This is a genomic window from Streptomyces sp. NPDC056373 (genome assembly GCF_042262425.1).
GTDB lineage: Bacteria > Actinomycetota > Actinomycetes > Streptomycetales > Streptomycetaceae > Streptomyces.
In genome coordinates this window covers 386,929-408,778 of the sequence record NZ_JBHJPX010000002.1, presented here as the reverse complement: position 1 = coordinate 408,778, position 21,850 = coordinate 386,929, and the positions used below count along the sequence as shown (strand labels likewise).

The 21,850-nt window shown below is 71.1% G+C and carries 21 protein-coding genes; 12 read left to right on the top strand and 9 right to left on the bottom strand.

The window, feature by feature from the left end; genetic code table 11:
- Nucleotides 1–14: 14 nt before the first annotated feature.
- Both scy and mce read right to left on the bottom strand, forming a co-directional pair.
- Nucleotides 15–3,995: a polarized growth protein Scy gene (scy, locus tag ACFCXS_RS05765; RefSeq protein ID WP_376641812.1), complete on the bottom strand. Its 3,981-nt coding sequence runs from the start codon at nt 3,993–3,995 to the stop codon at nt 15–17.
- A gap of 233 nt (nt 3,996–4,228) precedes the next feature.
- A complete protein-coding gene (gene mce / locus ACFCXS_RS05760; RefSeq protein ID WP_031107947.1) occupies nt 4,229–4,669 on the bottom strand; it encodes a methylmalonyl-CoA epimerase in 441 nt (146 codons plus the stop codon).
- Between the two features lie 148 nt (nt 4,670–4,817).
- On the opposite strand from mce, the gene ACFCXS_RS05755 reads away from it, so the two are divergent.
- Both ACFCXS_RS05755 and meaB read left to right on the top strand, forming a co-directional pair.
- Complete coding sequence (locus tag ACFCXS_RS05755; RefSeq protein ID WP_376641811.1) at nt 4,818–6,032, top strand: acetyl-CoA C-acetyltransferase; 1,215 nt, start codon at nt 4,818–4,820, stop codon at nt 6,030–6,032.
- A gap of 39 nt (nt 6,033–6,071) precedes the next feature.
- Nucleotides 6,072–7,028: a methylmalonyl Co-A mutase-associated GTPase MeaB gene (gene meaB / locus ACFCXS_RS05750; RefSeq protein ID WP_362039884.1), complete on the top strand. Its 957-nt coding sequence runs from the start codon at nt 6,072–6,074 to the stop codon at nt 7,026–7,028.
- Between the two features lie 436 nt (nt 7,029–7,464).
- Here the strand turns inward: meaB and ACFCXS_RS05745 are convergent, their stop codons facing one another.
- Nucleotides 7,465–8,037 carry a TetR/AcrR family transcriptional regulator gene (locus tag ACFCXS_RS05745; RefSeq protein WP_376641810.1) on the bottom strand — a complete coding sequence of 191 codons (573 nt, stop codon included), beginning with the start codon at nt 8,035–8,037 and terminating at the stop codon, nt 7,465–7,467.
- Nucleotides 8,038–8,112: 75 nt separating this feature from the next.
- On the opposite strand from ACFCXS_RS05745, the gene ACFCXS_RS05740 reads away from it, so the two are divergent.
- Nucleotides 8,113–9,270 (top strand): FAD-dependent monooxygenase, encoded by a 1,158-nt coding sequence (locus ACFCXS_RS05740; RefSeq protein WP_376641809.1) that lies wholly within the window; start codon nt 8,113–8,115, stop codon nt 9,268–9,270.
- A 127-nt stretch (nt 9,271–9,397) separates the two neighbouring features.
- On the opposite strand, the gene ACFCXS_RS05735 is transcribed toward ACFCXS_RS05740, so the two are convergent.
- Entirely contained in the window at nt 9,398–10,042 is a 645-nt protein-coding gene (locus ACFCXS_RS05735; RefSeq protein ID WP_376641808.1) for a PepSY domain-containing protein, read from the bottom strand.
- A 116-nt stretch (nt 10,043–10,158) separates the two neighbouring features.
- On the opposite strand from ACFCXS_RS05735, the gene ACFCXS_RS05730 reads away from it, so the two are divergent.
- Both ACFCXS_RS05730 and ACFCXS_RS05725 read left to right on the top strand, forming a co-directional pair.
- Nucleotides 10,159–10,827 carry a response regulator transcription factor gene (locus ACFCXS_RS05730; protein WP_104788713.1) on the top strand — a complete coding sequence of 223 codons (669 nt, stop codon included), beginning with the start codon at nt 10,159–10,161 and terminating at the stop codon, nt 10,825–10,827.
- Nucleotides 10,824–12,230 (top strand): sensor histidine kinase, encoded by a 1,407-nt coding sequence (locus ACFCXS_RS05725; RefSeq protein WP_376641807.1) that lies wholly within the window; start codon nt 10,824–10,826, stop codon nt 12,228–12,230. Before ACFCXS_RS05730 ends, ACFCXS_RS05725 begins: the two co-directional genes overlap by 4 nt.
- A 19-nt stretch (nt 12,231–12,249) precedes the next feature.
- Here ACFCXS_RS05725 and ACFCXS_RS05720 read toward each other — a convergent pair whose 3' ends face one another.
- The 4 genes from ACFCXS_RS05720 to ACFCXS_RS05705 all read right to left on the bottom strand — a co-directional run bounded on the left by ACFCXS_RS05720 (nt 12,250) and on the right by ACFCXS_RS05705 (nt 14,925).
- Nucleotides 12,250–12,726, bottom strand: a complete 477-nt coding sequence (locus ACFCXS_RS05720; RefSeq protein ID WP_376641806.1) for a MarR family winged helix-turn-helix transcriptional regulator — start codon at nt 12,724–12,726, stop codon at nt 12,250–12,252.
- A 117-nt stretch (nt 12,727–12,843) separates the two neighbouring features.
- Nucleotides 12,844–13,644 (bottom strand): AIM24 family protein, encoded by an 801-nt coding sequence (locus ACFCXS_RS05715; protein ID WP_376641805.1) that lies wholly within the window; start codon nt 13,642–13,644, stop codon nt 12,844–12,846.
- Entirely contained in the window at nt 13,641–14,291 is a 651-nt protein-coding gene (locus ACFCXS_RS05710; protein ID WP_104788723.1) for an AIM24 family protein, read from the bottom strand. The genes ACFCXS_RS05715 and ACFCXS_RS05710 overlap by 4 nt, the downstream gene beginning before the upstream one ends.
- A gap of 1 nt (nt 14,292) precedes the next feature.
- Nucleotides 14,293–14,925 carry an AIM24 family protein gene (locus tag ACFCXS_RS05705; RefSeq protein WP_102911820.1) on the bottom strand — a complete coding sequence of 211 codons (633 nt, stop codon included), beginning with the start codon at nt 14,923–14,925 and terminating at the stop codon, nt 14,293–14,295.
- A 230-nt stretch (nt 14,926–15,155) separates the two neighbouring features.
- On the opposite strand from ACFCXS_RS05705, the gene ACFCXS_RS05700 reads away from it, so the two are divergent.
- The 5 genes from ACFCXS_RS05700 to ACFCXS_RS05680 all read left to right on the top strand — a co-directional run bounded on the left by ACFCXS_RS05700 (nt 15,156) and on the right by ACFCXS_RS05680 (nt 18,660).
- Nucleotides 15,156–15,500 carry a DUF3817 domain-containing protein gene (locus ACFCXS_RS05700; protein ID WP_376641804.1) on the top strand — a complete coding sequence of 115 codons (345 nt, stop codon included), beginning with the start codon at nt 15,156–15,158 and terminating at the stop codon, nt 15,498–15,500.
- Nucleotides 15,497–15,790 (top strand): MTH1187 family thiamine-binding protein, encoded by a 294-nt coding sequence (locus ACFCXS_RS05695; protein ID WP_376641803.1) that lies wholly within the window; start codon nt 15,497–15,499, stop codon nt 15,788–15,790. The genes ACFCXS_RS05700 and ACFCXS_RS05695 overlap by 4 nt, the downstream gene beginning before the upstream one ends.
- A gap of 162 nt (nt 15,791–15,952) precedes the next feature.
- Nucleotides 15,953–16,462, top strand: coding sequence for a MarR family winged helix-turn-helix transcriptional regulator (locus ACFCXS_RS05690; protein WP_376641802.1), 510 nt, complete (start codon nt 15,953–15,955; stop codon nt 16,460–16,462).
- A gap of 43 nt (nt 16,463–16,505) precedes the next feature.
- Nucleotides 16,506–16,844, top strand: coding sequence for a DUF3817 domain-containing protein (locus tag ACFCXS_RS05685; RefSeq protein WP_376641801.1), 339 nt, complete (start codon nt 16,506–16,508; stop codon nt 16,842–16,844).
- 115 nt (nt 16,845–16,959) lie between these two features.
- Nucleotides 16,960–18,660 carry a methylmalonyl-CoA mutase gene (locus tag ACFCXS_RS05680; protein WP_376641800.1) on the top strand — a complete coding sequence of 567 codons (1,701 nt, stop codon included), beginning with the start codon at nt 16,960–16,962 and terminating at the stop codon, nt 18,658–18,660.
- A gap of 4 nt (nt 18,661–18,664) precedes the next feature.
- On the opposite strand, the gene ACFCXS_RS05675 is transcribed toward ACFCXS_RS05680, so the two are convergent.
- Nucleotides 18,665–19,276, bottom strand: coding sequence for a TetR/AcrR family transcriptional regulator (locus tag ACFCXS_RS05675; protein ID WP_376641799.1), 612 nt, complete (start codon nt 19,274–19,276; stop codon nt 18,665–18,667).
- A gap of 236 nt (nt 19,277–19,512) precedes the next feature.
- On the opposite strand from ACFCXS_RS05675, the gene ACFCXS_RS05670 reads away from it, so the two are divergent.
- Together ACFCXS_RS05670 and ACFCXS_RS05665 are read left to right on the top strand one after the other, a co-directional pair.
- Nucleotides 19,513–20,487 (top strand): tetratricopeptide repeat protein, encoded by a 975-nt coding sequence (locus ACFCXS_RS05670; RefSeq protein ID WP_376641798.1) that lies wholly within the window; start codon nt 19,513–19,515, stop codon nt 20,485–20,487.
- 621 nt (nt 20,488–21,108) lie between these two features.
- On the top strand, nt 21,109–21,741 hold the full coding sequence (locus ACFCXS_RS05665) for a DUF6230 family protein (protein WP_376641797.1): 633 nt from the start codon (nt 21,109–21,111) through the stop codon (nt 21,739–21,741).
- Nucleotides 21,742–21,850 lie beyond the last annotated feature (109 nt).

Here is a 21,850-nt window from a genome sequence, read left to right as displayed (position 1 = left end):
GCCCGGCCGCTCCGCTAGCCGTCCGAGGACTTGCCACCCGATCGGGGCGCGCCGACCGTCGCGCCCGCCTTGACTCCGTTGTCCTTGGAGCCGGCGGGTGCCTCGAAGGATTCCAACGCTTCCAGGACGTCCTGGACACGGGAGATCTCGGCGTTGATGTCCTCCCGGCGGCGGACCAGGACCTCCAGCTCGCGCTTGCCCTCCTCGACCGTGCGCTTGGCCTCGCGGATCGCCTCGGCCTTGAGCTCCTCGGCCTCGCGGACCAGCGTGGTCTTCTTCTGCTCGGCCTCCTTGAGCAGCCCCTCCGCCTTCTTCACCGCGGCGATACGCACCTTGCCGGCCTCGGAGTTGGCCTCCGAGACGATCTCCTTGGCCTTCGCCTGCGCCTTCGCCAGCTGCTCCTCGGCCGCCTTGACGAGCGCGTCGCAGCGGTCGCCCGCGGACTTCATCGTCTCGGCCGACTCGCGACGGGCCCGCTCGTGCAGCTCCTCGATCTCGGAGGTGATGCGGTCGCGCAGCTCCTCGGCACGCTCCCTTATCCGGGTGGCGTCCCGGCGCGCGCCGACCAGCAGCTCGTCGGCGTCCGTACGGGCCTTCTCCACCCGGGAGTTGCCCTCGACCGTCGCCTCGGAGACGAGGCGGTCGGCCTCCTTGCGGGCCGCGCCCACCATGGTGTCGGCCCGCGACTCGGCCTCCGCGGTGGTCTTGTGCGCCTGCTGCTGCGCCTCGGTCAGCAGCTTGTCCGCCTCGGCCGTGGTCTCGGTGATGAGCTTGTCGACCTGCTCGGCCGCCTCGGAGCGCCGCTTGTTGGCGTCCTTGCGGACCTCGTCCAGCGTGCGGTCGGCCTCCTCGCGGGCACTGCCGACGAGCCGCTCCGCCTCCGCCTCCGCGTCGGCCTTGACGCGGTCGGCCTCGCGGCGGGTCCGCTCGGCGTGCTGCTGCGCCGAGCCGACCGTCTCGGCGGCCTCGGCCCGCAGCCGCTCCGCCTCGCCGGTGGCCTCCGCGACCAGCTGGTCGGCCTTGGCCACGGACTCGGCCCGCACCCGGTCGGCCTCCGTGGCCGCCTCGGAGCGGATGCGCTCGGCCTCGGACAGAACTTCCGTGCGGACCCGCTCGGCCTCGGACAGGGCCTCCGTGCGGACCCGCTCGGCCTCGTTGACCGTGTCCATCCGCAGCCGGTCGGTCTCCTGGACCGTCTCGGTGGTGAGCCGCTCCGCCTCGGTGCGCGCCTCGGTGATGAGGGTGTCCGCCTGGGTCGCCGCGTCCGACCGGATGCGGTTGGCGTCCTCCCGGGCGTCCGCGCGAGTGCGCGAGGCGCTCTGCTCCGCCTCGGCGATCGCGTCCGACGCCTCCGTGCGCACCCGCTGGGCGTGCTCGGCGACCTCCGCGCGGATCCGCTCCGCCTCCGAGATCGCCTCGGTCATCGTCCGCTCGGCGAGCGCCTTGGCGGCCTCGGACTCCTCGTGCGCCTCGCGCCGCAGCCGGCCCGCGTCCTCGCTCGCCCGCTCCCGCTCGGCGTAGGCGTCGGAACGGACCCGGTCCGCCTCCTCCTGGGCCTCCCGGCGGGTACGGTCCGCCGCGTGCTCGGCGGCGGAACGCAGGCCGGTGATCTCCTCCTGGGCCTGCTCGTGCAGCCCCGCGACGGAGTCCCGGACCTGCTGGGCGTGCTGCTCGGCCGCCGACACCATCTCCGTGGCACGACGGTCGGCCTCCTCGACCAGCCGTACGGCCTCGGTCTGCGCCTCCTCCACGCGCTTGCGCGCCGAGGCCAGCAGCTCCTCGCTCTGCTCGCGGGCCCGCTCGCGCTCCTGGTCGGCCTCCTGACGGGCGCTGCCGAGGACTTCCTCGGCCTCGCGGCGACGCCGGTTGGCCTCCTCCTGGGCGGCGGCCAGCGTCTCCGAGGCCTCCGTGGCGAGCCGCTCGGCGGCGGACTGCGCCTCCGCGCGCATCCGGTCGGCGCTCTCCTGCGCCTCCGACTTCAGCCGCTCGGCCTCGTTCGCCGCCTCCGAGCGCAGCCGTACGGCGACGGCCTCGCCCTCGGCGCGCGCCGCGGACGCGTCCGACGCGGCCTCGTCGCGCAGCCGCTCGGCCTCCGCCTCGGCCTGCTGCTGGAGCGTACGGATCCGCTCCGCGGCCTCGGCCCGCAGCCGCTCGTTCTCCTCGGAGGCCTCGCGACGGATCCGCGCCGCCTCCTCGCGGGCGTCCGACAGCGCCTGCTCGGCGGCCGTCAGCCGCTCCTCCGCCTCCGTCTGGAGCCGGGTCAGCTCCTCGGCGGCCTCCGCCCGACGGGCCTCTATGGCCCGCTCGGTCTCCTCGTGCAGCTCCCGCGCCGCGCGCTCGGCGTCCTCCTTGAGCGCCTCGGCCTGCTCGACGACCTCCTCGCGGTGCCGCTCGGCCTCCTGCCGGGTGCGCTGCAGGGTCTCCTCGGCCTGCCGGCGCAGGGTCGTCGCCCGCTCGATGGCCTCGGTGCGGACCTTCTCGCTGTCCGCCTGGGCCGTCGTGCGCAGCTCGTCCGCGTCCGCCTTGGCCTTGGCGAGGAGTTCCTCGGCGGACTTCGCCGCCTCCTCGATCTGCGCCACGGCCTCCTTGCGGGCCTCGGCGCGGATCTTCTCGCCCTCGTCGACCGCGTCCGCCCGCAGCTGCTCGGCCTCGCCGCGCAGCCGGCGGGCCTCCTCCTGCAGCTCGACCGTCTTGGCGCGGTACTCCTTGGTGTCGTCCTTCGCCGCGCCCTTGAGCTGCTCGGCGATGTCGTGCGCCTCGGCCCGCAGCCGGTCCGCCTCGGTCTCGGCCTCCGAGCGGATCCGCTCGGCCTCCTCGGCGGCGGCCTTCGTGGTCTTCTTGGCGTCCTCCGACGCCTTGTTCAGGACCTCCTCGGCGGTCCTGGCCGCCTTGGACAGCTGGGTCGCGGTCTCCTCGGCGGTGAGCGTGCGGGCCTTCTCGGAGGCCTCCGCGACGATCTTCTCGGCCTCGGCCTTGGCGTCGGCGACGATCTGCTCGGCCTCGGACTTGGTGTTCTCGGCCTCCTTCGTGGCCTCCTCGACCAGCCGGGCGACCTGCTCCTTGGCGGTGCGCGTGCGCGTCTCGTTCGCCGACTCGGCGCTCGCCAGGGCCTTGGCGGCGGCCTCCTCGGCCTCCGTGACCAGCTTCTCCGACTCGGTCTGCGCCTTGCGCAGCGCCTCCTCGGCCTCGGCCATCCGCTGCTCGGCGGCCTTGCTCAGCTCCTGGGCCTCGCGGCGCGCGGACTCCGACTCGGTGACGGTCGACGTCCGCAGCTGCTCGGCGTGGTCCGTGGCCTCCTGCGCCTGCGTGGAGGCGGCGTTGAGCAGGCGCTCGGCGTCGGTGCGGGCGCGGCGCAGGATCTGCTCGGCCTCGGCCCGGGCCTCCTCGGCCGCGCTCGTCAACCGCTGCCGGGCCTCCGTCGCCAGCCGCTCGGCCTCGGCGCGGGCGGTGGACAGGGACTGCTCGGCCTCGGCCCGGGACTCCTCCAGCAGCCGGCGGGCCTGCTGCTCGGTACGCGCCCGCAGCTGCTCGGCCCAGGCCACGTTCTCGTTGACGTGCGACTCGACCGTCTGGCGGCGCTCGGACAGCTCCTGGTCCAGCTGCTGGCGGCGGGTCACCGCCTCCTGGTGCAGCTCCGCCTGGAGCCGGGCCGCCTGCTCGGCGTGCTCCTGGAGGATCCGCTGGGTCTGCGCCCGGGCCTCGCTCAGCTCCCGGTCGGCGTCCGCGCGGATCTGGTCGGCCTGCACCTGCGCGTTGCGGAGCAACTGTTCGGCCTGCCAGCCGATGTCGCCCCCCTCGAAAGAGGGCCGGGTCATGATGGTGCGCCGCGCCTCGTGCAGCTTGGCGCGCAGCACCTCGACCTGGTAGCCGAGGTCCTCGGCGTGCTGGATCGCCTTTTCCCGCTCGGTCTTCAGCCGTTTCATCTCGGCTTCGAACCGAGAGAGGTGGTCGACGTCAGCCGCCGGCTCTCGCTCCTGGCTCTCGTAGCCCCGCACTGCGCGGTCCCATCCGTCCCCTGGTCGCAACTCTTACCGAACGAGCTCCGTCCATACGCCGAACGGGGCCCCCGGGGAATGGTGTCAGATCATCGGCGGAGCAGAGGCTGCTGCCCCGACGCTCGTCCCCCGAAACCCGGACCCCGGTGGTCCTGCCGTCGCACGGCGGGACCGCGGTCACCCTGGACTGAGCGGCGACCGCCCCCAACCCTACCGGCCCCTATGTACGAGGGTCAGTGCTCAGGTGACTCAACAGGCGCCGAAGTGACCAGTTCTGTCAGTACGCCATGACAGTCCTTCGGGTGCAGGAAGGTGATCCGTGACCCCATGGAACCGACTCGCGGCTCTTCGTACAGCACGCGTACGCCCTTGCCCTTGATCTCCTCGGCGTCACCGTCGACATCCGCCGTACCGAAAGCGATGTGGTGGACGCCCTCGCCGTTCTTCGCGAGCCACTTCGCGACGGTGGAGTCCTCGCGGGTCGGCTCCAGAAGCTGCAGGTAGGAGGCCCCGCCGTCGGAGGTCTCGTTGATCTTGAGCATGGCCTCGCGCACGCCCTGCTCCTCGTTGACCTCGGAGTGGAACACCTCGAAGCCATAGGTGGCACGGTAGAACTCGACGGTCTTGTCGAGGTCGAAACAGGCGATTCCGATGTGGTCGATTCGCGTCAGCATGGATTCAGTGCAGCGCCCCCGAGGTGGTTACGCAACGTGCGCGCGATCACACCGACGGCCCGATGACGGCACGGAGTGCCACTCAGTACATTCGAAGTAAACCCTCGTTCACTCCTCGGCTGTGCAGCCGGTAAGGGGATCGCAGCTCATGTCTTCTGGAACTTCTGAGGCGAACAGCTCGGTGATCGTCGCGGGCGCGCGTACGCCCATGGGGCGGTTGCTCGGTTCGCTCAAGTCCTTCTCCGGGGCCGACCTCGGCGGCTTCGCGATCAAGGCCGCCCTCGACCGTGCGGGGATCGGTGGCGACCAGGTGCAGTACGTGATCATGGGGCAGGTGCTCCAGGCCGGTGCCGGGCAGATTCCGGCCCGTCAGGCCGCGGTCAAGGCCGGCATCCCGATGAACGTGCCCGCGCTGACCATCAACAAGGTGTGTCTGTCCGGCCTCGACGCCATCGCGCTCGCCGACCAGCTCATCCGTGCGGGTGAGTTCGACGTGGTCGTCGCCGGTGGCCAGGAGTCCATGACCAACGCCCCGCACCTGCTGCCGAAGTCCCGTGAGGGCTTCAAGTACGGCGCCGTCGAGATGATCGACGCCATGGCGTACGACGGTCTGACCGACTCCTTCGACGGCGTCGCCATGGGCGAGTCCACGGAGAAGCACAACACCCGTCTGGGCATCGCGCGGCCCGAGCAGGACGAGATCGCCGCGCTGTCGCACCAGCGGGCCGCGGCCGCGCAGAAGAACGGCCTGTTCGAGGCCGAGATCACCCCGGTCGAGATCCCGCAGCGCAAGGGCGAGGCGGTGCTGTTCAGCAAGGACGAGGGCATCCGCGGTGACACGACCGCCGAGTCGCTCGGGAAGCTGCGTCCGGCGTTCGCCAAGGACGGCACCATCACGGCCGGTTCCGCCTCGCAGATCTCCGACGGAGCGGCCGCCGTCGTCGTGATGAGCAAGGCCAAGGCGCAGGAGCTCGGCCTGGAGTGGATCGCCGAGATCGGGGCGCACGGGAACGTGGCCGGGCCGGACAACTCGCTCCAGTCCCAGCCGTCCAACGCGATCCGGCACGCGCTGAAGAAGGAGGGGCTGGGCGTCGAGGACCTCGACCTCATCGAGATCAACGAGGCGTTCGCGGCGGTCGCCGTGCAGTCCATGAAGGACCTCGGAGTGTCCACCGAAAAGGTGAATGTCAACGGTGGCGCTATTGCCCTGGGTCACCCGATCGGGATGTCCGGCGCGCGTCTGGTGCTGCATCTCGCGCTGGAGCTGAAGCGGCGTGGGGGTGGCGTGGGTGCGGCCGCGCTGTGCGGTGGCGGCGGGCAGGGTGACGCGCTGATCGTGCGTGTGCCCAAGGCCCAGGCCTGAGTTCCGGTACGTCCCCTACCTGATCTGAACGGAGCTGTGATGCAGGACGTCTCCACCCTGGTGGCCCAGGCCAGGGAAGGCCGGCCGCGGGCCGTGGCCCGGCTGATCTCCCTGGTGGAGGGGGCGTCCCCGCAGCTGCGGGAGGTCATGGCGGCGCTCGCGCCCCTGACGGGCGGGGCGTACGTGGTGGGGCTGACCGGGTCGCCCGGGGTCGGCAAGTCCACGTCGACCTCGGCGCTGGTCTCGGCGTACCGCAAGCAGGACAAGCGGGTCGGCGTACTCGCCGTCGACCCGTCGTCCCCGTTCTCGGGCGGTGCGCTGCTCGGGGACCGGGTGCGGATGTCGGAGCACGCGTCCGACCCGGGCGTGTACATCCGGTCCATGGCCACGCGCGGGCATCTGGGCGGGCTGGCGTGGTCGGCTCCGCAGGCGATCCGGGTGCTGGACGCCGCCGGCTGCGACGTGATCCTGGTCGAGACGGTGGGGGTCGGGCAGTCGGAGGTGGAGATCGCCTCGCAGGCGGACACGTCCGTCGTGCTGCTCGCGCCGGGGATGGGGGACGGGATCCAGGCGGCCAAGGCCGGGATCCTGGAGATCGGCGACGTGTACGTCGTGAACAAGGCGGACCGGGACGGGGCGGACGCGACGGCTCGCGAGCTGAACCACATGCTGGGGCTGGGGGAGTCCCGGGGGCCGGGTGACTGGCGGCCGCCGATCGTGAAGACGGTCGCGGCGCGCGGGGAGGGCGTCGACGAGGTCGTCGAGGCGCTGGAGAAGCACCGGGCCTGGATGGAGGAGCGGGGCGTGCTCGCGGAGCGGCGTCTGTCCCGCGCGTCGCGGGAGGTCGAGACGATCGCGGTGACGGCGCTGCGGGAGCGGATCGGGGACCTGCACGGGGACCGGCGGCTCGGGGCGCTGGCGGAGCGGATCATCTCGGGTGAGCTGGATCCTTACCGGGCGGCTGACGAGCTGGTCGCGGGGTTGACGGAGGGCTGAGGCTGCTTCGGCTTCCCGGTGGTGGGGTGCGCGTTCGCTTCGCCTGTCGTCCAGGGCTCTGTGCGTTCGCTTCGCCTGTCGTCCAGGGCTCTGTGCGTTCGCTTCGCCTGTCGTCCAGGGCTCTGTGCGTTCGCTTCGCCTGTCGCCCTGGGCTCTGTGCGTTCGCTTCGCCTGTCGTCCAGGGCTCGTGCGCGTCCTCGTCGATCGCCGAGTTGAGGGTCCGTGCCTTTTGGTGGCTTGTGGCAGCGCCTGTGGGGGTGCGCGCCTTCGCCTTCGCCGGGTGGTGGGTCGGGGCCGCGCCGGGGGGTGTCCGTCCTCGGAACGGCGCGATGGGGTCTCACGCCGACCGACTGTTCGTTGACGCGCCAACCGCTGCGGGCGGACACCCCCCGACACGGCCCCTTCTCGCCGTCCGCGAGTGCGCGTGCGTCGTGGCTCAGACGGCCGGGGGCCGGCGCAGGGCCGCTGCGACCAGGCCTTCGAGAGCCTCGCGAGGGACGCTGCCCCCGCTGACCAGTCGGTCGAACACGAGGCCGTCGACGCAGGTCAGCAGGGTGTGGGCGCGGGCCTCGACGTCCGTCACGCCGTGCTCGGCGAGGAAGCGGCGGACGGCGTCGCGGCCGGCGTTCTCGCGGGGTACGAGGATCGCGCGCAGCTCCGGGTCGCGCACGCTCTCGACGGCGCAGGCGTAGCGGGCGAGCGAGCGGCGGCGGCCCTCGCCGGTGAGCCGCTGCCGGCTGAGCAGCGCCATGCCGTCCACCAGTTCCTCGGCAGTGCGCAGGGGTGGAAGCTGCTCGGCCGTCGTGTGCAGTTCCTCCTGGTCGAGTTGGACCAGGCGGGTGACGAGTCCGGTGAGCAGTGCGGCCCGGGTGCGGAAGTACGCCGACGTGGTGCCGGGCGGCACGGCCGCCTGGCGGTCGACTGCGCGGTGGGTCAGACCGCGGATCCCCCCGTCGGCGAGTACGGCCAGAGCCGCGTCTGCGAGGTGGGTGCGCCGATCCGAAGCCATGGTTCCTTTCTACACCTGTAGAGGTGGGGGTAAGGTCGTCTTTCTACAGATGTAGAAATCGGGGGTGGGTGCCGCATGGGCAACACGGCCGTGGTGGTCGGAGGGGGCATCGGCGGGCTGGCCGCCGCGATCGGTCTGCATCGCGTCGGCTGGCAGGTCACGGTGGTCGAGCGGGCGGCCGTGCTCGACGACGCCGGGGCGGGCATCTCGCTGGCTGCCAACGGCCTTCGGGCCCTGGACGAACTCGGCGTCGGCGAGGCCGTGCGGGCGGCCTCGCGGGGCCAGTACAACGGCGGCACCCGTACACCCGAGGGCGGCTGGCTGGCCAGGATGGACGGCGTGGCGCTGGAGAAGGCGGTCGGCACGCCGATCATGGGCATCCCGCGTGCCACCTTGCACCGGCTGCTCCGCGAGTCCCTGCCCGCCGAGACAATGCTGGTCGGCTGCGAGGTCGGCTCGGTCCAGCAGATCGGCCCCGGGACGGTTCGAGTCGGCTGCGGCGACACGGTCGTGGACGCCGAGCTGGTGGTGGCGGCCGACGGCATCGGCAGCACGGTCCGCGACCGTCTCTTCCCGGTCCACCCCGGCCCGGTCTACAGCGGCTCGACGGTGCTGCGCGCCATCACCGGGCAAGCGGTCGAACTGTGCACCGACTTCGAGCTGACCTGGGGGCACGGGGCCGAGTTCGGGCACATCGCTCTCCAGGACGGGCGGGCGGAGTGGCACGCCGTCCTCAGCCTTCCCGCAGGGACGCGGTTCGCCGACCCCATGGCCGAACTGCGCCGGCGCTTCCACACCTGGCACGACCCGATCCCCGCCCTGCTCGACGCGACCCGGCCCGGCGACGTGCTGCATCACGACGTCAACGAACTCCGCGTGCCGCTCCCTTCGTACACCGTCGGCCGGACAGCGCTGCTCGGTGACGCGGCGCACGCGATGACCCCCAACCTCGGCCAGGGTGCCTGCCAGGCGCTGGAGGACGCGGTCACCCTGGCCGCGGCGTTCGCGGCCGAGCCCACCGTCGAGGCCGCGCTGGCCCGGTACGACGCGGAGCGCCGTCCGCGCAGTCAGGCTGTCGCCCGGGACGCCCGGCAGGCCGGGCGGATGGGACACCAGCTCTCCCACCCGTTGGCCGTCGCCCTGCGCAACACGGCGATGCGGCTGACACCCTCCCGGGCCGCTGTGCGCATGATCCTCCGGCACCACGGCTGGGTCCCGCCACGCCTGAACTGACCCGACTCGCGCCCGGCCTCCGCGGCGAACGACGCGCCGACATCCACCAGGCCCCGCTGCGGCCCGGGTCGCGCGACGCCCCGGCAGCCGCACGGGCGCCGGGGCGGATGGCAACAGGCGGGGGCTGTCAGTCCTGGTCGTCCGTGTCGTCGTCGTCCTGCGCGTCGGCGCGGTCCGCCGTGACCTTGCCGGTGTTCAGGTCGATCTTCCAGTCCTGCTCGGTGCCGCCGGACTTGCGGGTCTCGGCCTCCCAGGACTTGGTCCTGCCGTCGTCGTCGAGGTCGACCGACGTCACGACACCCTTGTCGGCGGCGGCCTTCGCGGCCTGTTCGGCGGTCACCGACGAGCCCTTCAGGGCCGCCCGCACCTGCGCGGTGTCGTCCTCGTCGTCGGCCTGCGAGCCCAGGACCTTGCCGCTGGACGGGTCGACGCTCACGCTGTGCCAGGTGTTGTCGCCGGACAGGACGTCGACCTTCCAGATCACCTTGTCGCTGTCGTCCTCGTCGTCCAGCTCGGCGGAGACCACCGTGCCCGAGGTGTGCTTCAGCGCGGAGGCGATGGCCTCGGACGCCGTCACGTCCGCCGGCACCGTCTTCTCGGCGTCGTCGTCCTTGCCGCCGTCGTCGTCCCGGGCGTCGTCGTTCGGCAGCCGGGTGCCGGCCGCCTGCCGCGCCGCGCCCCCGTCGTCTCCCGTGGTCGCGAGGGCCGTCGCCGTACCGCCTCCGATCAGAGCGGCGGCGGTCACTGCGGCGATCACGATGTTGCGCTTCATGCGGATTCCTCCCGAGTCGTTTGGTTTTCGACGTCTTCGACTCTGGCCGACGGAGGCTGAGAGGAACCTGAAGCCCCCTGAAGGGATCTTCAGGTTGCCTTTGCCACTCTTTACGCATGCGCCTGTTGATCGTGGAGGACGAGAAGCGGCTGGCCCTGTCGCTCGCCAGGGGCCTGACGGCCGAGGGGTACGCCGTGGACGTCGTCCACGACGGCCGGGAAGGGCTCTACCAGGCCTCGGAGGGCACGTACGACCTGGTCATCCTCGACATCATGCTGCCCGGCCTCAACGGCTACCGGGTCTGCGCCGCCCTGCGGGCCGCCGGGCACGACGTGCCGATCCTGATGCTCACCGCCAAGGACGGCGAGTACGACGAGGCCGAGGGGCTCGACACCGGTGCCGACGACTACCTGACCAAGCCGTTCTCGTACGTCGTGCTCGTCGCCCGGGTCAAGGCGCTGCTGCGGCGGCGGGGGCAGGGGGCCGGGGCCTCACCCGTGCATGTGCACGGGGACCTGAAGGTGGACACCGCGGCGCGCCGGGTGTTCCTCGGTGAGGACGAGATCGCCCTCACCGCCAAGGAGTTCTCCGTGCTGGAGCAGCTCGTGCTGCGGGCCGGCGAGGTGGTCTCCAAGTCCGAGATCCTGGAGCACGTCTGGGACTTCGCGTACGAGGGTGATCCGAACATCGTCGAGGTGTACGTCAGCACGCTGCGGCGGAAGCTGCGGGCGGGGCTGATCCGGACCGTGCGCGGGGCCGGATACCGGCTGGAGACGTCACCGTGAGGCGGTTGTTCGGGTCCGTCCGGGCGCGGGCCACGCTGGGCGCGACCCTCGTGGTCGCGGTGGCGCTCGTCGCCGCCGGGGCCGCGGTGCTGCTGTCCCTGCGGTCCAACCTGATCGGCGAGGCCGGTACGCAGGCGGAGCGCTCCGCGCGGGCGGTCGCCTCCGAGGTCGCGGCGGGAACGCCGTACGGCAAGCTCTCGGGGCTCGACGGCGACGACGGGCCGGTGCAGGTCCTGGACGAGCACGGGCGGCTGGTCGCGGCCAGCGAGGATCTGGAGAAGATCAGCGGGACCGGCAGCGGGCAGGTGAAGCCGCAGCCGGCGGTGAAGCCCACCGGGGATGACGACGACGCCGATGACGTGGGCGAGGCCCTCGAACCCGGTGAGATCTCCGGGGAGAGCGTCTTCAGCAACGGCTCCGCGACGATCGACGGCGACGCGGAGGACTACCGCTTCGCCGCCGTCGAGGTGGAGACCCAGGACCGGGGCCACCTCAGGGTCTACGCCGGTTCACCGCTGGCAGCCGAGCACGGGGCCGTGCGGACCGCGCTGACGGTGATGCTGATCGGATTTCCGCTGCTGCTCGGCGTCGTCGCGGCCGTGACCTGGCTGGTCACCCGGCGGGCCCTGCGGCCCGTGGAGGGGATCCGGCGCGAGATGGCCGCGATCACCCACTCCGAGGACCTCGCGCGGCGCGTTCCGGAGCCGGACACGCACGACGAGATCGCCCGGCTCGCCAGCACCACCAACGAGACGCTCGCGGCGCTGGAGACGTCCGTGGAGCGGCAGCGGCGGTTCGTCGCCGACGCCTCCCACGAGCTGCGCAGTCCGATCGCCTCGCTGCGGACGCAACTGGAGGTGGCCGCCGCCCACCCCGAGCTGCTGGACCTCGACGGGGCCGTGGAGGACACCGTCCGGCTGCAGCGGCTGGCCGCCGACCTGCTGCTGCTCGCCCGGCTGGACGCGGGGGAGCGGCCCAACGACGCGAAGGTCGACCTCGCCGGGCTGGCCCGGGAGGCGGTCGAAGGGCGGACGGGTGTGACCGTGGACGCGGAGCCGGTGGAAGTGGCCGGATCGCGGGGGCAGCTGGGGAGGGTGCTCGCCAATCTGCTCGACAACGCCCAGCGGCATGCCCGCTCGGCCGTGACCGTGACCGTGCGCAGTGAGGGCGCCCGGGCCGTGGTCGGGGTGGCCGACGACGGCGACGGGGTGCCCGAGGACGACCGGGAGCAGATCTTCGAACGGTTCGTCCGGCTGGACGCCGCCCGCAGCCGCGACGACGGCGGGGCCGGTCTGGGGCTCGCCATCGCCCGGGACGTCGCCGTCCGGCACGGTGGCACCCTCACGGCCGGGCGGGGACCCGCAGGCGGAGCCCTGTTCGAACTCCGCCTGCCGCTCGCCTAGCCGGCGCCGGCTTCGGCGGTTACGGGCGCCCGCGCTGGCCGCGCAGGTGCTGCGCGATGGGCTTGAGGCCCTTGTCGAGCTCGGTCAGGGCCTCGGGGGACAGCAGGTCGATGAAGTGCCTGCGCACGGACGCCACGTGGTGGGGCGCCACCTTCTGCATCGTCGCCATGCCGTGGTCGGTCAGGACCGCGTAGAGGCCCCGGCGGTCCGACTCGCAGTTCTCCCGCCGGACCAGGTTCGCGTTCTCCATGCGCGTGATCTGGTGCGAGAGGCGGCTCTTGGACTGGAGGGTGGCGGAGGCGAGGTCGCTCATCCGCATCCTCTGGTCGGGGGACTCGGAGAGATTCACCAGGATCTCGTAGTCGTTCATTGTCAGGCCGAACGGCTGCAGGTCCTTCTCGAGCTGGTACGTCAACAGCCTGTTGACCTCCAGGTGGGTGCGCCAGGCGCACTGCTCCGCATCGGTCAGCCAGCGGGTGGCCGTCTCGGTCTCCATGAATGAAGTCTACCTAAAAAGTTGAAAGGCGAACTAGTGAGGGTTTTCGTGTGACAGCGCACACCTGCCGAACACGGGTGCGTAGGGCGTTCGATGTCACACTCCGCAGACTACCGCTCACAGCCCGAAGCGACGCTGGAGGTCGCCCAGCTGTCCGGGAAGACGCGGTACGCCCGACTGTCCCGCCTGGGGGCTGTGCGCCCCGCCGCCGGGCACGCCGGCCTGGTGCGGAACGGCCCCCGTGGCCTGCTCGGCCATCAGGGTCTCGGAGGACTGGAGCAGCACCGTCCCGGCGCCGACGAACTCGAACTGGTGCTCCTCGCCGGAGGCGCCTCCGAGGCCCGTCAGTGCACGTAGACCGCCCATGACGCCGGTCATGTACCCGTGGTCGTAGTGGTGGCACGGAGAGGGGCAGTCGGCCCAGCCGACCAGGGCCTGCGGGTCGACCCGGATCGGGGGTTCCATGAACACCACCGGTCCGTTGGACGCGGCCACGAACTTTCCGGTTCCGATGAGGGTCAGAAAACCCGGCACGATTGATTGCTTCAGTGCCAGAGTTGGCTGAAAAGCGAGCAGGTTGCCCGAGCGAATGGTCAGATTGCCGTCTTCGAGGTCGTACGAATTGACGTCGAAGGCCCGGTCGGCGAGGAGCATCTTGCCCGAGCCCTCCGCCACGACCCAGTCGCTGGCGTGCAGTGGCGAATGGAACGAGGTGCGCACGAGACGGTCCAGCCGGCCGTGTCCGACGCCGTTGAAGTCCATCGAGCCGTAGTAGGCGATCATCTTCCCCTTCTGCAGGAACCACTGGCTCCCCTTGAGCTCCACGCAGAAGGTGTAGGGATTGACGTTGTCGTCCGCGGGCAGGGTCGCCGGGTCGAAGACCACGGGGCCGGTGCCCGGGGTTCCGTAGGTGCTCACAGCTTCTCCTCCGACGCCTGGACGTACACCGCACCGCTGCCGCTGAGCTCCAGCTGGAACGCCTCGCCCGAGCCGCGGCCCACCATGTCCCGCCAGCCCAGCGCGGTGGACAGCTTGTTGCGGACGTCGCCGTGGTGGGCGACGTAGGCCTGCGGGTCCACATGGACCGGCCGCTGGGGGCTGATCGGGATCTCGATGACGCCGCCGTGGGCCATGACCGCGACGGCCCCGTGCCCCTTCAGCGTCGTCGTGAACAGCCCCTGGCCGCTGACCTGGCCGCGCACCATGCCCATGACGCCGCCCTGCGAGCCCAGGAACATCGTGCCCTGCTGGAGCGTGCCCTCGAAGGCCAGCAGGCGGTCCGCCTCGACGCAGAGCGTGTCGCCCGAGAGCCGGATCACCTGGACGTGGTGCCCGCCGTGCCCGAACAGGACCGTGCCGCTGCCCTCGACGGACATCAGGGGCGTGTCCTCGTTCGCCACGCGACGGCCGATCATCGACATGATCCCGCCCTGGCCACCCGCCATGTTGGGCGTGAACGACACCTCGCCCTTGTACGCGAGCATCGCCCCGCGCTGACTGAACAGCCGCTGCCCCGGAGCGACCGTCGCCTCGACCATCTTCCCGTTGATCTCCCGGAAGGCCATCTCACACGTCTCCCGCGATCGTGTTCCGCTCGCTCGGCTGCACGTACACCAGCCCGTCCCCCTCGAACCGCATCTGGAACGCCTCGCCGCCGCCCTCCCCGAGCAGCGTGCGGAACGTCACACCGGACTGGAAGGACTGCCGCAGATTCCCCTGGTGCGCCACGTACGCCCCCGGGTCGACGGTCAGCGGGTACTGCGCGCTCACCCGCAGCACCACCGCCGGGCCGTCCGACATGATCGCCGCCTGGCCGTGGCCCTCGACGGTCGTCGTGAACAGCCCGTTGCCCTGCGAGGCGCCGCGCAGGCCGGTGAACTCCGTGCCCGTGCGCAGCCCGCCGTCGGTCGCGAGCAGGTTGCTCGACTCGACGTAGAGCTTGTCGCCCTGGACGCTGACCAGGTTTATCTCGGAGGCACGGTCCGCGAACCAGCAGGTCCCGCGCCCCTTCACCTCCATCAACGTCATCTGCTCACCGGTCAGCCGCCGGGTCACCATTCCCCGGATCCCCTCGCCGCCGCCGCTGAGCTTCTTGAAGGCCATCTCGCCGTCGTACGCGACCATCGAGCCGTTCTTCGCCTTGACGGCGTCTCCGGTCATGTCGACGGCGAGCACCTTGCTGCTCTGAAGTCGGAACATCGCCACGACTGGAAGGTATCGGCAGGCCGGGCCCCACGGACAGGGCCCGTAGGTGGAGAACGACCCTGACCACACCCCTGGGGGCTCGGGGACGGACCCCGGGCCGGAGGGCCCGCGGAGGTTTGCCACAATGGGCGGGGCGCTTGTGCGCGCGTTCACAAACCGTGGGCCCGTGCCTGCCGTCCCTACCGACCAGACCGCCGTCGCGTAACTCCCACCGAAGGTGACCCGTGGACCTCAAGACCGCCACCGCCATCCGCCGCCTCCGCCTGGTCTCGGCCCCCGAGGCGACCTCCTTCCTCCTCCTGCTGGTCTGCTCGGTGCTGAAGCGGACCACGGACTTCAACGCCGTGCCGGTGATGGGCATGGTGCACGGCGTGCTGTTCGTCCTCTACGTGATCTTCTGGGCCGACGCGTGGAACCGTGCGAAGTGGTCGCTGAGGACCGCCGCGCTGTACTTCGTCCTCTCGGTGCTCCCCACCGGCGGGTTCTTCGCCGAGCGCAGGCTCCGGCGTGAGACCGAGGACGCGGTCATCGCCTCCCGCGCGCGCAAGGAAGGAGTGGTGGGCGCATGATCGTCGCCTTCTCCGTGACGCCGCTCGGGGTCGGCGAGGACGTGGGGGAGTACGTCGCCGACGCCGTGCGGGTGGTGCGCGAGTCCGGACTGCCGAACCGCACCGACGCGATGTTCACCTCAGTCGAAGGGGAGTGGGACGAGGTCATGGACGTCGTCAAGCGCGCGGTCGCCGCGGTCGAGCGCCGCGCACCCCGGGTCTCCCTCGTTCTCAAGGCGGACATCCGCCCCGGTGTGACGGACGGTCTCACGTCCAAGGTGGAGACCGTGGAGCGGCACCTCTCCGAGTAGCGGTTCCGCCCCGAGCTGTTCCGGGAACCCCGGCCCGTCGTGGCCGGGGTTTCTCTTCGTCTGCCTCGTCGTGGACAGCGGTCCGCGCACCGCAGCCGATGCCCGCGCCCGAAGGGCGAGACGGTGCTGACCACCATGTGACCGGCCGGTAAGGTCGGGTTCGTGCCGAAGCCGCTCAGTCTCTCCTTCGATCCGATCGCGCGTGCCGACGAACGCTGGAAGCAGCGCTGGGGGAACGTGCCGTCCATGGCCGCGATCACCTCGATCATGCGGGCCCAGCAGATCCTCCTCGCCGAGGTGGACGCGGTGGTCAGGCCGTACGGGCTGACGTTCGCGCGCTACGAGGCGCTGGTGCTGCTCACCTTCTCCAAGTCCGGCGAGCTGCCGATGTCCAAGATCGGCGAGCGGCTCATGGTGCACCCCACCTCCGTGACGAACACCGTGGACCGGCTGGTGAAGTCGGGTCTGGTCGCCAAACGGCCCAACCCGAACGACGGCCGGGGCACCCTCGCCAGCATCACCGGCAAGGGCCGCGAGGTCGTCGAGTCGGCCACCCGCGACCTGATGGCGATGGACTTCGGGCTCGGGACGTACGACGCCGAGGAATGCGCGGAGATCTTCGCGATGCTGCGGCCGCTGCGCGTCTCGGCGGGCGACTTCGAGGAGGAGTGACCCGGGGCAAGATCTCCCGGAACGGGTCGTTACGCTCGACGGCATGAAGAAGAGCGTGCTGACCCGCTACCGCGTGATGGCCTACGTCACCGGTGTCCTGCTGGTCCTGCTGACCATCGGCGTCATCGCCAAGTACCTGCTGAAGATGGACGGCGCCGATGACTTCACGCGCGTCGTCGGCATCGCGCACGGCTGGCTGTACGTCCTGTACCTGATCTTCGCCTTCGACCTGGGCTCCAAGGCGAAGTGGCCGGTCGGCAAGCAGCTGTGGGTGCTGCTCGCCGGGACCGTTCCGACGGCCGCGTTCTTCGTGGAGCGCCGGATCAGCCACGAGCTGGAGGCCCGGACCGCCGAGGACGCGCCGACGCCCGCCAAGGCGTAGCCGCACGCCGGCGCCACCGCCGCACGCACGCGTGCGGCGGTCGTTCTCACCCGTTCGCCAGGTCACTCCCGTCAGCCATCGACATTTACTAGGACGTCCAAGTAAATTCGAGGGTATGGACGCTGACGCCATCGACGAGGGCCGCCGCCGCTGGCAGGCCAGGTACGACGCCGCGCGCAAGCGCGAGGCCGACTTCACCACGCTCTCCGGCGACCCCGTGGAGCCGGTGTACGGGCCCCGGCCCGGTGACACCTACGACGGGTTCGACCGGATCGGCTGGCCGGGGGAGTACCCCTTCACCCGCGGCCTGTACGCGACCGGCTACCGGGGGCGGACGTGGACCATCCGGCAGTTCGCCGGGTTCGGCAACGCCGAGCAGACCAACGAGCGCTACAAGATGATCCTCCGCAACGGCGGGGGCGGGCTCTCGGTCGCCTTCGACATGCCGACGCTCATGGGCCGCGACTCCGACGACCCGCGCTCGCTGGGCGAGGTCGGGCACTGCGGGGTCGCCATCGACTCGGCGGCCGACATGGAGGTCCTGTTCAAGGACATCCCGCTCGGTGACGTCACGACGTCGATGACCATCAGCGGCCCGGCCGTCCCCGTCTTCTGCATGTACCTGGTCGCCGCCGAACGGCAGGGCGTCGACCCGTCCGTCCTCAACGGCACGCTTCAGACGGACATCTTCAAGGAGTACATCGCCCAGAAGGAGTGGCTCTTCCAGCCCGAGCCGCATCTGCGGCTCATCGGCGACCTGATGGAGCACTGCGCGGCCGGCATCCCCGCCTACAAGCCACTGTCCGTCTCCGGCTACCACATCCGCGAGGCCGGCTCGACGGCCGCGCAGGAGCTGGCGTACACCCTGGCGGACGGCTTCGGGTACGTCGAGCTGGGCCTCTCGCGCGGCCTGGACGTGGACGTCTTCGCCCCCGGCCTGTCCTTCTTCTTCGACGCGCACGTCGACTTCTTCGAGGAGATCGCCAAGTTCCGTGCGGCGCGCCGCATCTGGGCCCGCTGGATGCGCGACGTCTACGGCGCCGAGTCCGAGAAGGCGCAGTGGCTCCGCTTCCACACGCAGACCGCGGGCGTCTCCCTCACCGCGCAGCAGCCCTACAACAACGTCGTGCGCACGGCCGTGGAGGCACTGGCCGCCGTGCTCGGCGGGACGAACTCGCTGCACACCAACGCCCTCGACGAGACCCTCGCGCTGCCCAGCGAGCAGGCCGCGGAGATCGCGCTGCGCACCCAGCAGGTGCTGATGGAGGAGACCGGCGTCGCCAACGTGGCCGACCCGCTGGGCGGTTCCTGGTACGTCGAGCAGCTGACCGACCGGATCGAGGCGGACGCGGAGAAGATCTTCGAGCAGATCAAGGAGCGCGGGCTGCGGGCGCACCCCGACGGGCAGCACCCCATCGGCCCGATCACCTCCGGGATCCTGCGCGGGATCGAGGACGGCTGGTTCACCGGGGAGATCGCCGAGTCGGCGTTCCGGTACCAGCAGGCCCTGGAGAAGGGCGACAAGAGGGTCGTCGGCGTGAACTGCCACGACGGGTCGGTCACCGGAGACCTGGAGATCCTGCGGGTCAGCCACGAGGTGGAGCGCGAGCAGGTCCGGGCGCTGGGCGCGCGCAAGGCGGCCCGTGACGACGCCGCGGTGCGCACCGCGCTCGACGCGATGCTGGCCGCCGCCCGCAGCGGCGCCAACATGATCGGGCCGATGCTGGACGCGGTACGCGCGGAGGCCACGCTCGGGGAGATCTGCGGCGTGCTGCGCGACGAGTGGGGGGTTTACACGGAGCCGGCCGGCTTCTGAGGGGCTATGCCCCCAGCCCGTGCAACAGCACCCTGGTGAAGCTGCGGACCCATTCCTCGTCCGCCGGTTCCGCGCTCACCAGGGTGCGGTGGACCACCGCTCCCGCCACCATGTCGAAGATCAGGTCCGCCGTGCGGTCGGCCGAGGCGGGGTCCGGCTCCGGGGGGAGTTCGCCCCGGGCCTGGGCCCGGGCGCGGCCCTCCAGGACCAGGCGTTTTTGGCGGTCGACCACCGAGGCCCGGATGCGTTCGCGCAGTGCCTCGTCGCGGGTGGCTTCCGCCACCACCGCCATCAGACCGCTCCTCGCCTCCGGCAGCGCCAGGATCGCGGCGAACTGCAGGACCACACCCTCGATGTCGGCGGCCAGGGAGCCGCGGTCGGGGAGTTCCAGCTCGTCGAAGAGTTCCGCGACCGCGTCGACGACCAGTTCGTTCTTGCCCGCCCAGCGGCGGTAGAGCGTGGTTTTCGCAACCCCGGCGCGCGTCGCGACGTCTCCGAGGGTGAGCTTGGACCAGCCCAGTTCCACGAGCGCCTCGCGCGTCGCGGCCAGGATCGCGGCGTCCGCCGTGGCGCTGCGCGGTCGCCCGGTGCGGGGTGCTGGGCTGCGACTCTGCATCTCCCGACCATAAGCCTGCGGTTCCCGTGGGGCGTCGTGAGGGAGATCACCGGGGGGTGGTGTCCCGGCGGTGCGGTGTGGCATTACGCTACGACTCGTAGCGAAAGCCTGTGAGGGACGTACGCGGGCCTCGGTACACCCGGCGTGGGGTGGGGACCCGGCGCCGGAAGGCACGGACCGGCCTTGCTTTCACACCGTTTTTCACACACGCGCGCAGGACGGGGGAGGATAGACGCATGCAGCCACGGAACATGTCCATGAGCGGAGTCGTCGACCTCGCCGCGGTGAAGGCGGCCCAGGAGGCCAAGGCGAAGGCGGAGCAGACGCGCGCGCAAGCAGCCCGGGAGGGCGGGACGGGGGCGATCTCCCCGGCCGATCTCGTCATCGACGTCGACGAGGCGGGGTTCGAGAGCGACGTCCTGCAGCGTTCCGCCGAGGTCCCCGTCGTCATCGACTTCTGGGCCGAGTGGTGCGAGCCCTGCAAGCAGCTCAGCCCGGTCCTGGAGCGGCTGGCCGTCGAGTACAACGGCCGCTTCCTCCTCGCCAAGGTCGATGTCGACGCCAACCAGATGCTGATGCAGCAGTTCGGCATCCAGGGAATCCCCGCGGTGTTCGCGGTCGTCGCGGGGCAGGCGCTGCCGCTCTTCCAGGGCGCGGCGGGCGAGGCCCAGATCCGGCAGACCCTCGACCAGTTGGTACAGGTCGGCGAGCAGCGCTTCGGCCTGACCGGTCTCACCGTCGACCCCGACGCCGTGCCGGGCGGTGCCCCGGCGGCTCCCGAGCGGCCGGCCGGTCCGCACGACGGGCTCCTCGAAGCCGCCGTACAGGCGCTGGACTCGGGCGATCTGTCCGGTGCCGTCCAGGCGTACAAGAACGTGCTGAACGAGGACCCGGGCAACGAGGAGGCCAAACTGGGTCTCGCGCAGGCCGAGTTGCTCCAGCGGGTGCAGGGCGTCGACCCGCAGCAGGTGCGCCGGGACGCGGCCGACAAGCCGGCCGACGTGCAGGCGCAGATCGCCGCCGCCGACCTGGATCTGGTGGGCGGCCATGTCGAGGACGCGTTCGGCCGGCTCATCGAGACCGTGCAGCGTACGGTGGGTGACGACCGGGACACCGTGCGGATGCGGTTGCTGGAGCTGTTCGAGGTCGTCGGGCCCGACGATCCCCGGGTGATCGCGGCCCGCAGGGCCCTGGCGCGCGCCCTGTTCTGACCAGTCGTTAAACACGCGGGCATGTGGTGCCCGCGTGAAAAATTTGCCTACAGCGGGTCACCGCGGCCGCGTTTTACCAAAACTTGGTAATCGCGGCCGCTGTTACTAGGAGTAAGTCCCGGGCGTTGATCTGTCGGATTCTGTCCATCGATCAACAGCTTTGTGCCGCCACCCGGTGCCACCCTGAGTCGTCGTCCGAGACCGATGGGTCGTTGTTCGGTTATCCGGCCGTTACTAGCGAGTAACGATCCCCCTTGTGCGCGCGGCGAGAATGCACCACGATCGGCCACGCTCGGTCCATTCCCGTACCCCGGCAGCCGGTTGGGTCGCGGGACAACCTGGGTCCCCACCGAGCAGAGCCGGCGGCAGTGGCGCCGGCTCTTGGACAGGGGGGTCTTCGCCCTTCCGGCGAAGCCTGTCCAGCAGGGTTGTGCGTGATGCGTGTCAGGCGCGACCAGTGGTTGTCGCTCGGGGGTGATCGCCGGTGATTCGGGCGCGTTTGCGCCGCCGAGTGCAGGCGCTCTCCTTCCCGAGGACGTAGCACTTCTCCCATCCCTGCCCGGCTGAGCCGCCAATCGGGGCGAGCCAGGACAGGAGATGTACGTCCGAGAAGGAGGAAATATGGAGTCCCAGGTGCGTGGCGGGACCAGATGGAAGCGGTTCGCTGTGGTCATGGTGCCCAGCGTCGCCGCCACGGCTGCGATAGGTGTCGCCCTCGCGCAGGGCGCTCTCGCCGCGTCGTTCAGCGTCTCCGGCCAGTCGTTCAAGGTCACGACAGACCAGCTCGTCGGTGAGGGCTTCTCGCAGTACGGCGCCCTCGACGAGGGATACACGATGGACGGCAAGAAGGCCGTCCACCCGGTCGCGGTCTCGTCGTTCAAGTCGGCGACGATCAAGAACCTGTGCCAGTCGGTCGTCACCCCGAACATTCCGGTGCTCGGGAACGTCAGCCTGATCCTGCGTGCGGGGCAGGGTGCGAAGCCGGTGGAGGCCCAGAACCTCTACATCGACGTCGCCGACCTCAGCGCCGATGCGACGTTCGAGAACATCGACATCGGTGTGGCCGCCAAGGACGCCAACAAGGGTCCGGCCATGCGGAAGGGCGAGACGTCCAACCCGTACGGCTTCGCCCAGCAGGCGGACAGGGCGACCCTGACCGACGTGAAGCAGACGGCGTGGGCGACCACTGCCGGAACCTTCAAGCTCAGCGGCCTGAAGATGTCGCTGTCGACGGGTGTCAAGGAGTGCTACTAAGCACTCGATGACGGGCGGGGGAGCCGGTGGCGCCCCCGCCCGTCCACCTTCCGGCCGCGCCTTCACGCGGGGCCCACATCACCACCACAGCAACGCTGTACCAGGGAGC

Bases quoted from the DNA above. Each gene is read 5' to 3' on its own strand.
- mce (WP_031107947.1), bottom strand. From the start codon at position 4,669: ATGCTGACGCGAATCGACCACATCGGAATCGCCTGTTTCGACCTCGAC.
- ACFCXS_RS05755 (WP_376641811.1), top strand. From the start codon at position 4,818: ATGTCTTCTGGAACTTCTGAGGCGAACAGCTCGGTGATCGTCGCGGGC.
- meaB (WP_362039884.1), top strand. From the start codon at position 6,072: ATGCAGGACGTCTCCACCCTGGTGGCCCAGGCCAGGGAAGGCCGGCCG.
- ACFCXS_RS05745 (WP_376641810.1), bottom strand. From the start codon at position 8,037: ATGGCTTCGGATCGGCGCACCCACCTCGCAGACGCGGCTCTGGCCGTA.
- ACFCXS_RS05740 (WP_376641809.1), top strand. From the start codon at position 8,113: ATGGGCAACACGGCCGTGGTGGTCGGAGGGGGCATCGGCGGGCTGGCC.
- ACFCXS_RS05735 (WP_376641808.1), bottom strand. From the start codon at position 10,042: ATGAAGCGCAACATCGTGATCGCCGCAGTGACCGCCGCCGCTCTGATC.
- ACFCXS_RS05730 (WP_104788713.1), top strand. From the start codon at position 10,159: ATGCGCCTGTTGATCGTGGAGGACGAGAAGCGGCTGGCCCTGTCGCTC.
- ACFCXS_RS05720 (WP_376641806.1), bottom strand. From the start codon at position 12,726: ATGGAGACCGAGACGGCCACCCGCTGGCTGACCGATGCGGAGCAGTGC.
- ACFCXS_RS05710 (WP_104788723.1), bottom strand. From the start codon at position 14,291: ATGGCCTTCCGGGAGATCAACGGGAAGATGGTCGAGGCGACGGTCGCT.
- ACFCXS_RS05705 (WP_102911820.1), bottom strand. From the start codon at position 14,925: ATGTTCCGACTTCAGAGCAGCAAGGTGCTCGCCGTCGACATGACCGGA.
- ACFCXS_RS05695 (WP_376641803.1), top strand. From the start codon at position 15,497: ATGATCGTCGCCTTCTCCGTGACGCCGCTCGGGGTCGGCGAGGACGTG.
- ACFCXS_RS05685 (WP_376641801.1), top strand. From the start codon at position 16,506: ATGAAGAAGAGCGTGCTGACCCGCTACCGCGTGATGGCCTACGTCACC.
- ACFCXS_RS05680 (WP_376641800.1), top strand. From the start codon at position 16,960: ATGGACGCTGACGCCATCGACGAGGGCCGCCGCCGCTGGCAGGCCAGG.
- ACFCXS_RS05675 (WP_376641799.1), bottom strand. From the start codon at position 19,276: ATGCAGAGTCGCAGCCCAGCACCCCGCACCGGGCGACCGCGCAGCGCC.
- ACFCXS_RS05670 (WP_376641798.1), top strand. From the start codon at position 19,513: ATGCAGCCACGGAACATGTCCATGAGCGGAGTCGTCGACCTCGCCGCG.
- ACFCXS_RS05665 (WP_376641797.1), top strand. From the start codon at position 21,109: ATGGAGTCCCAGGTGCGTGGCGGGACCAGATGGAAGCGGTTCGCTGTG.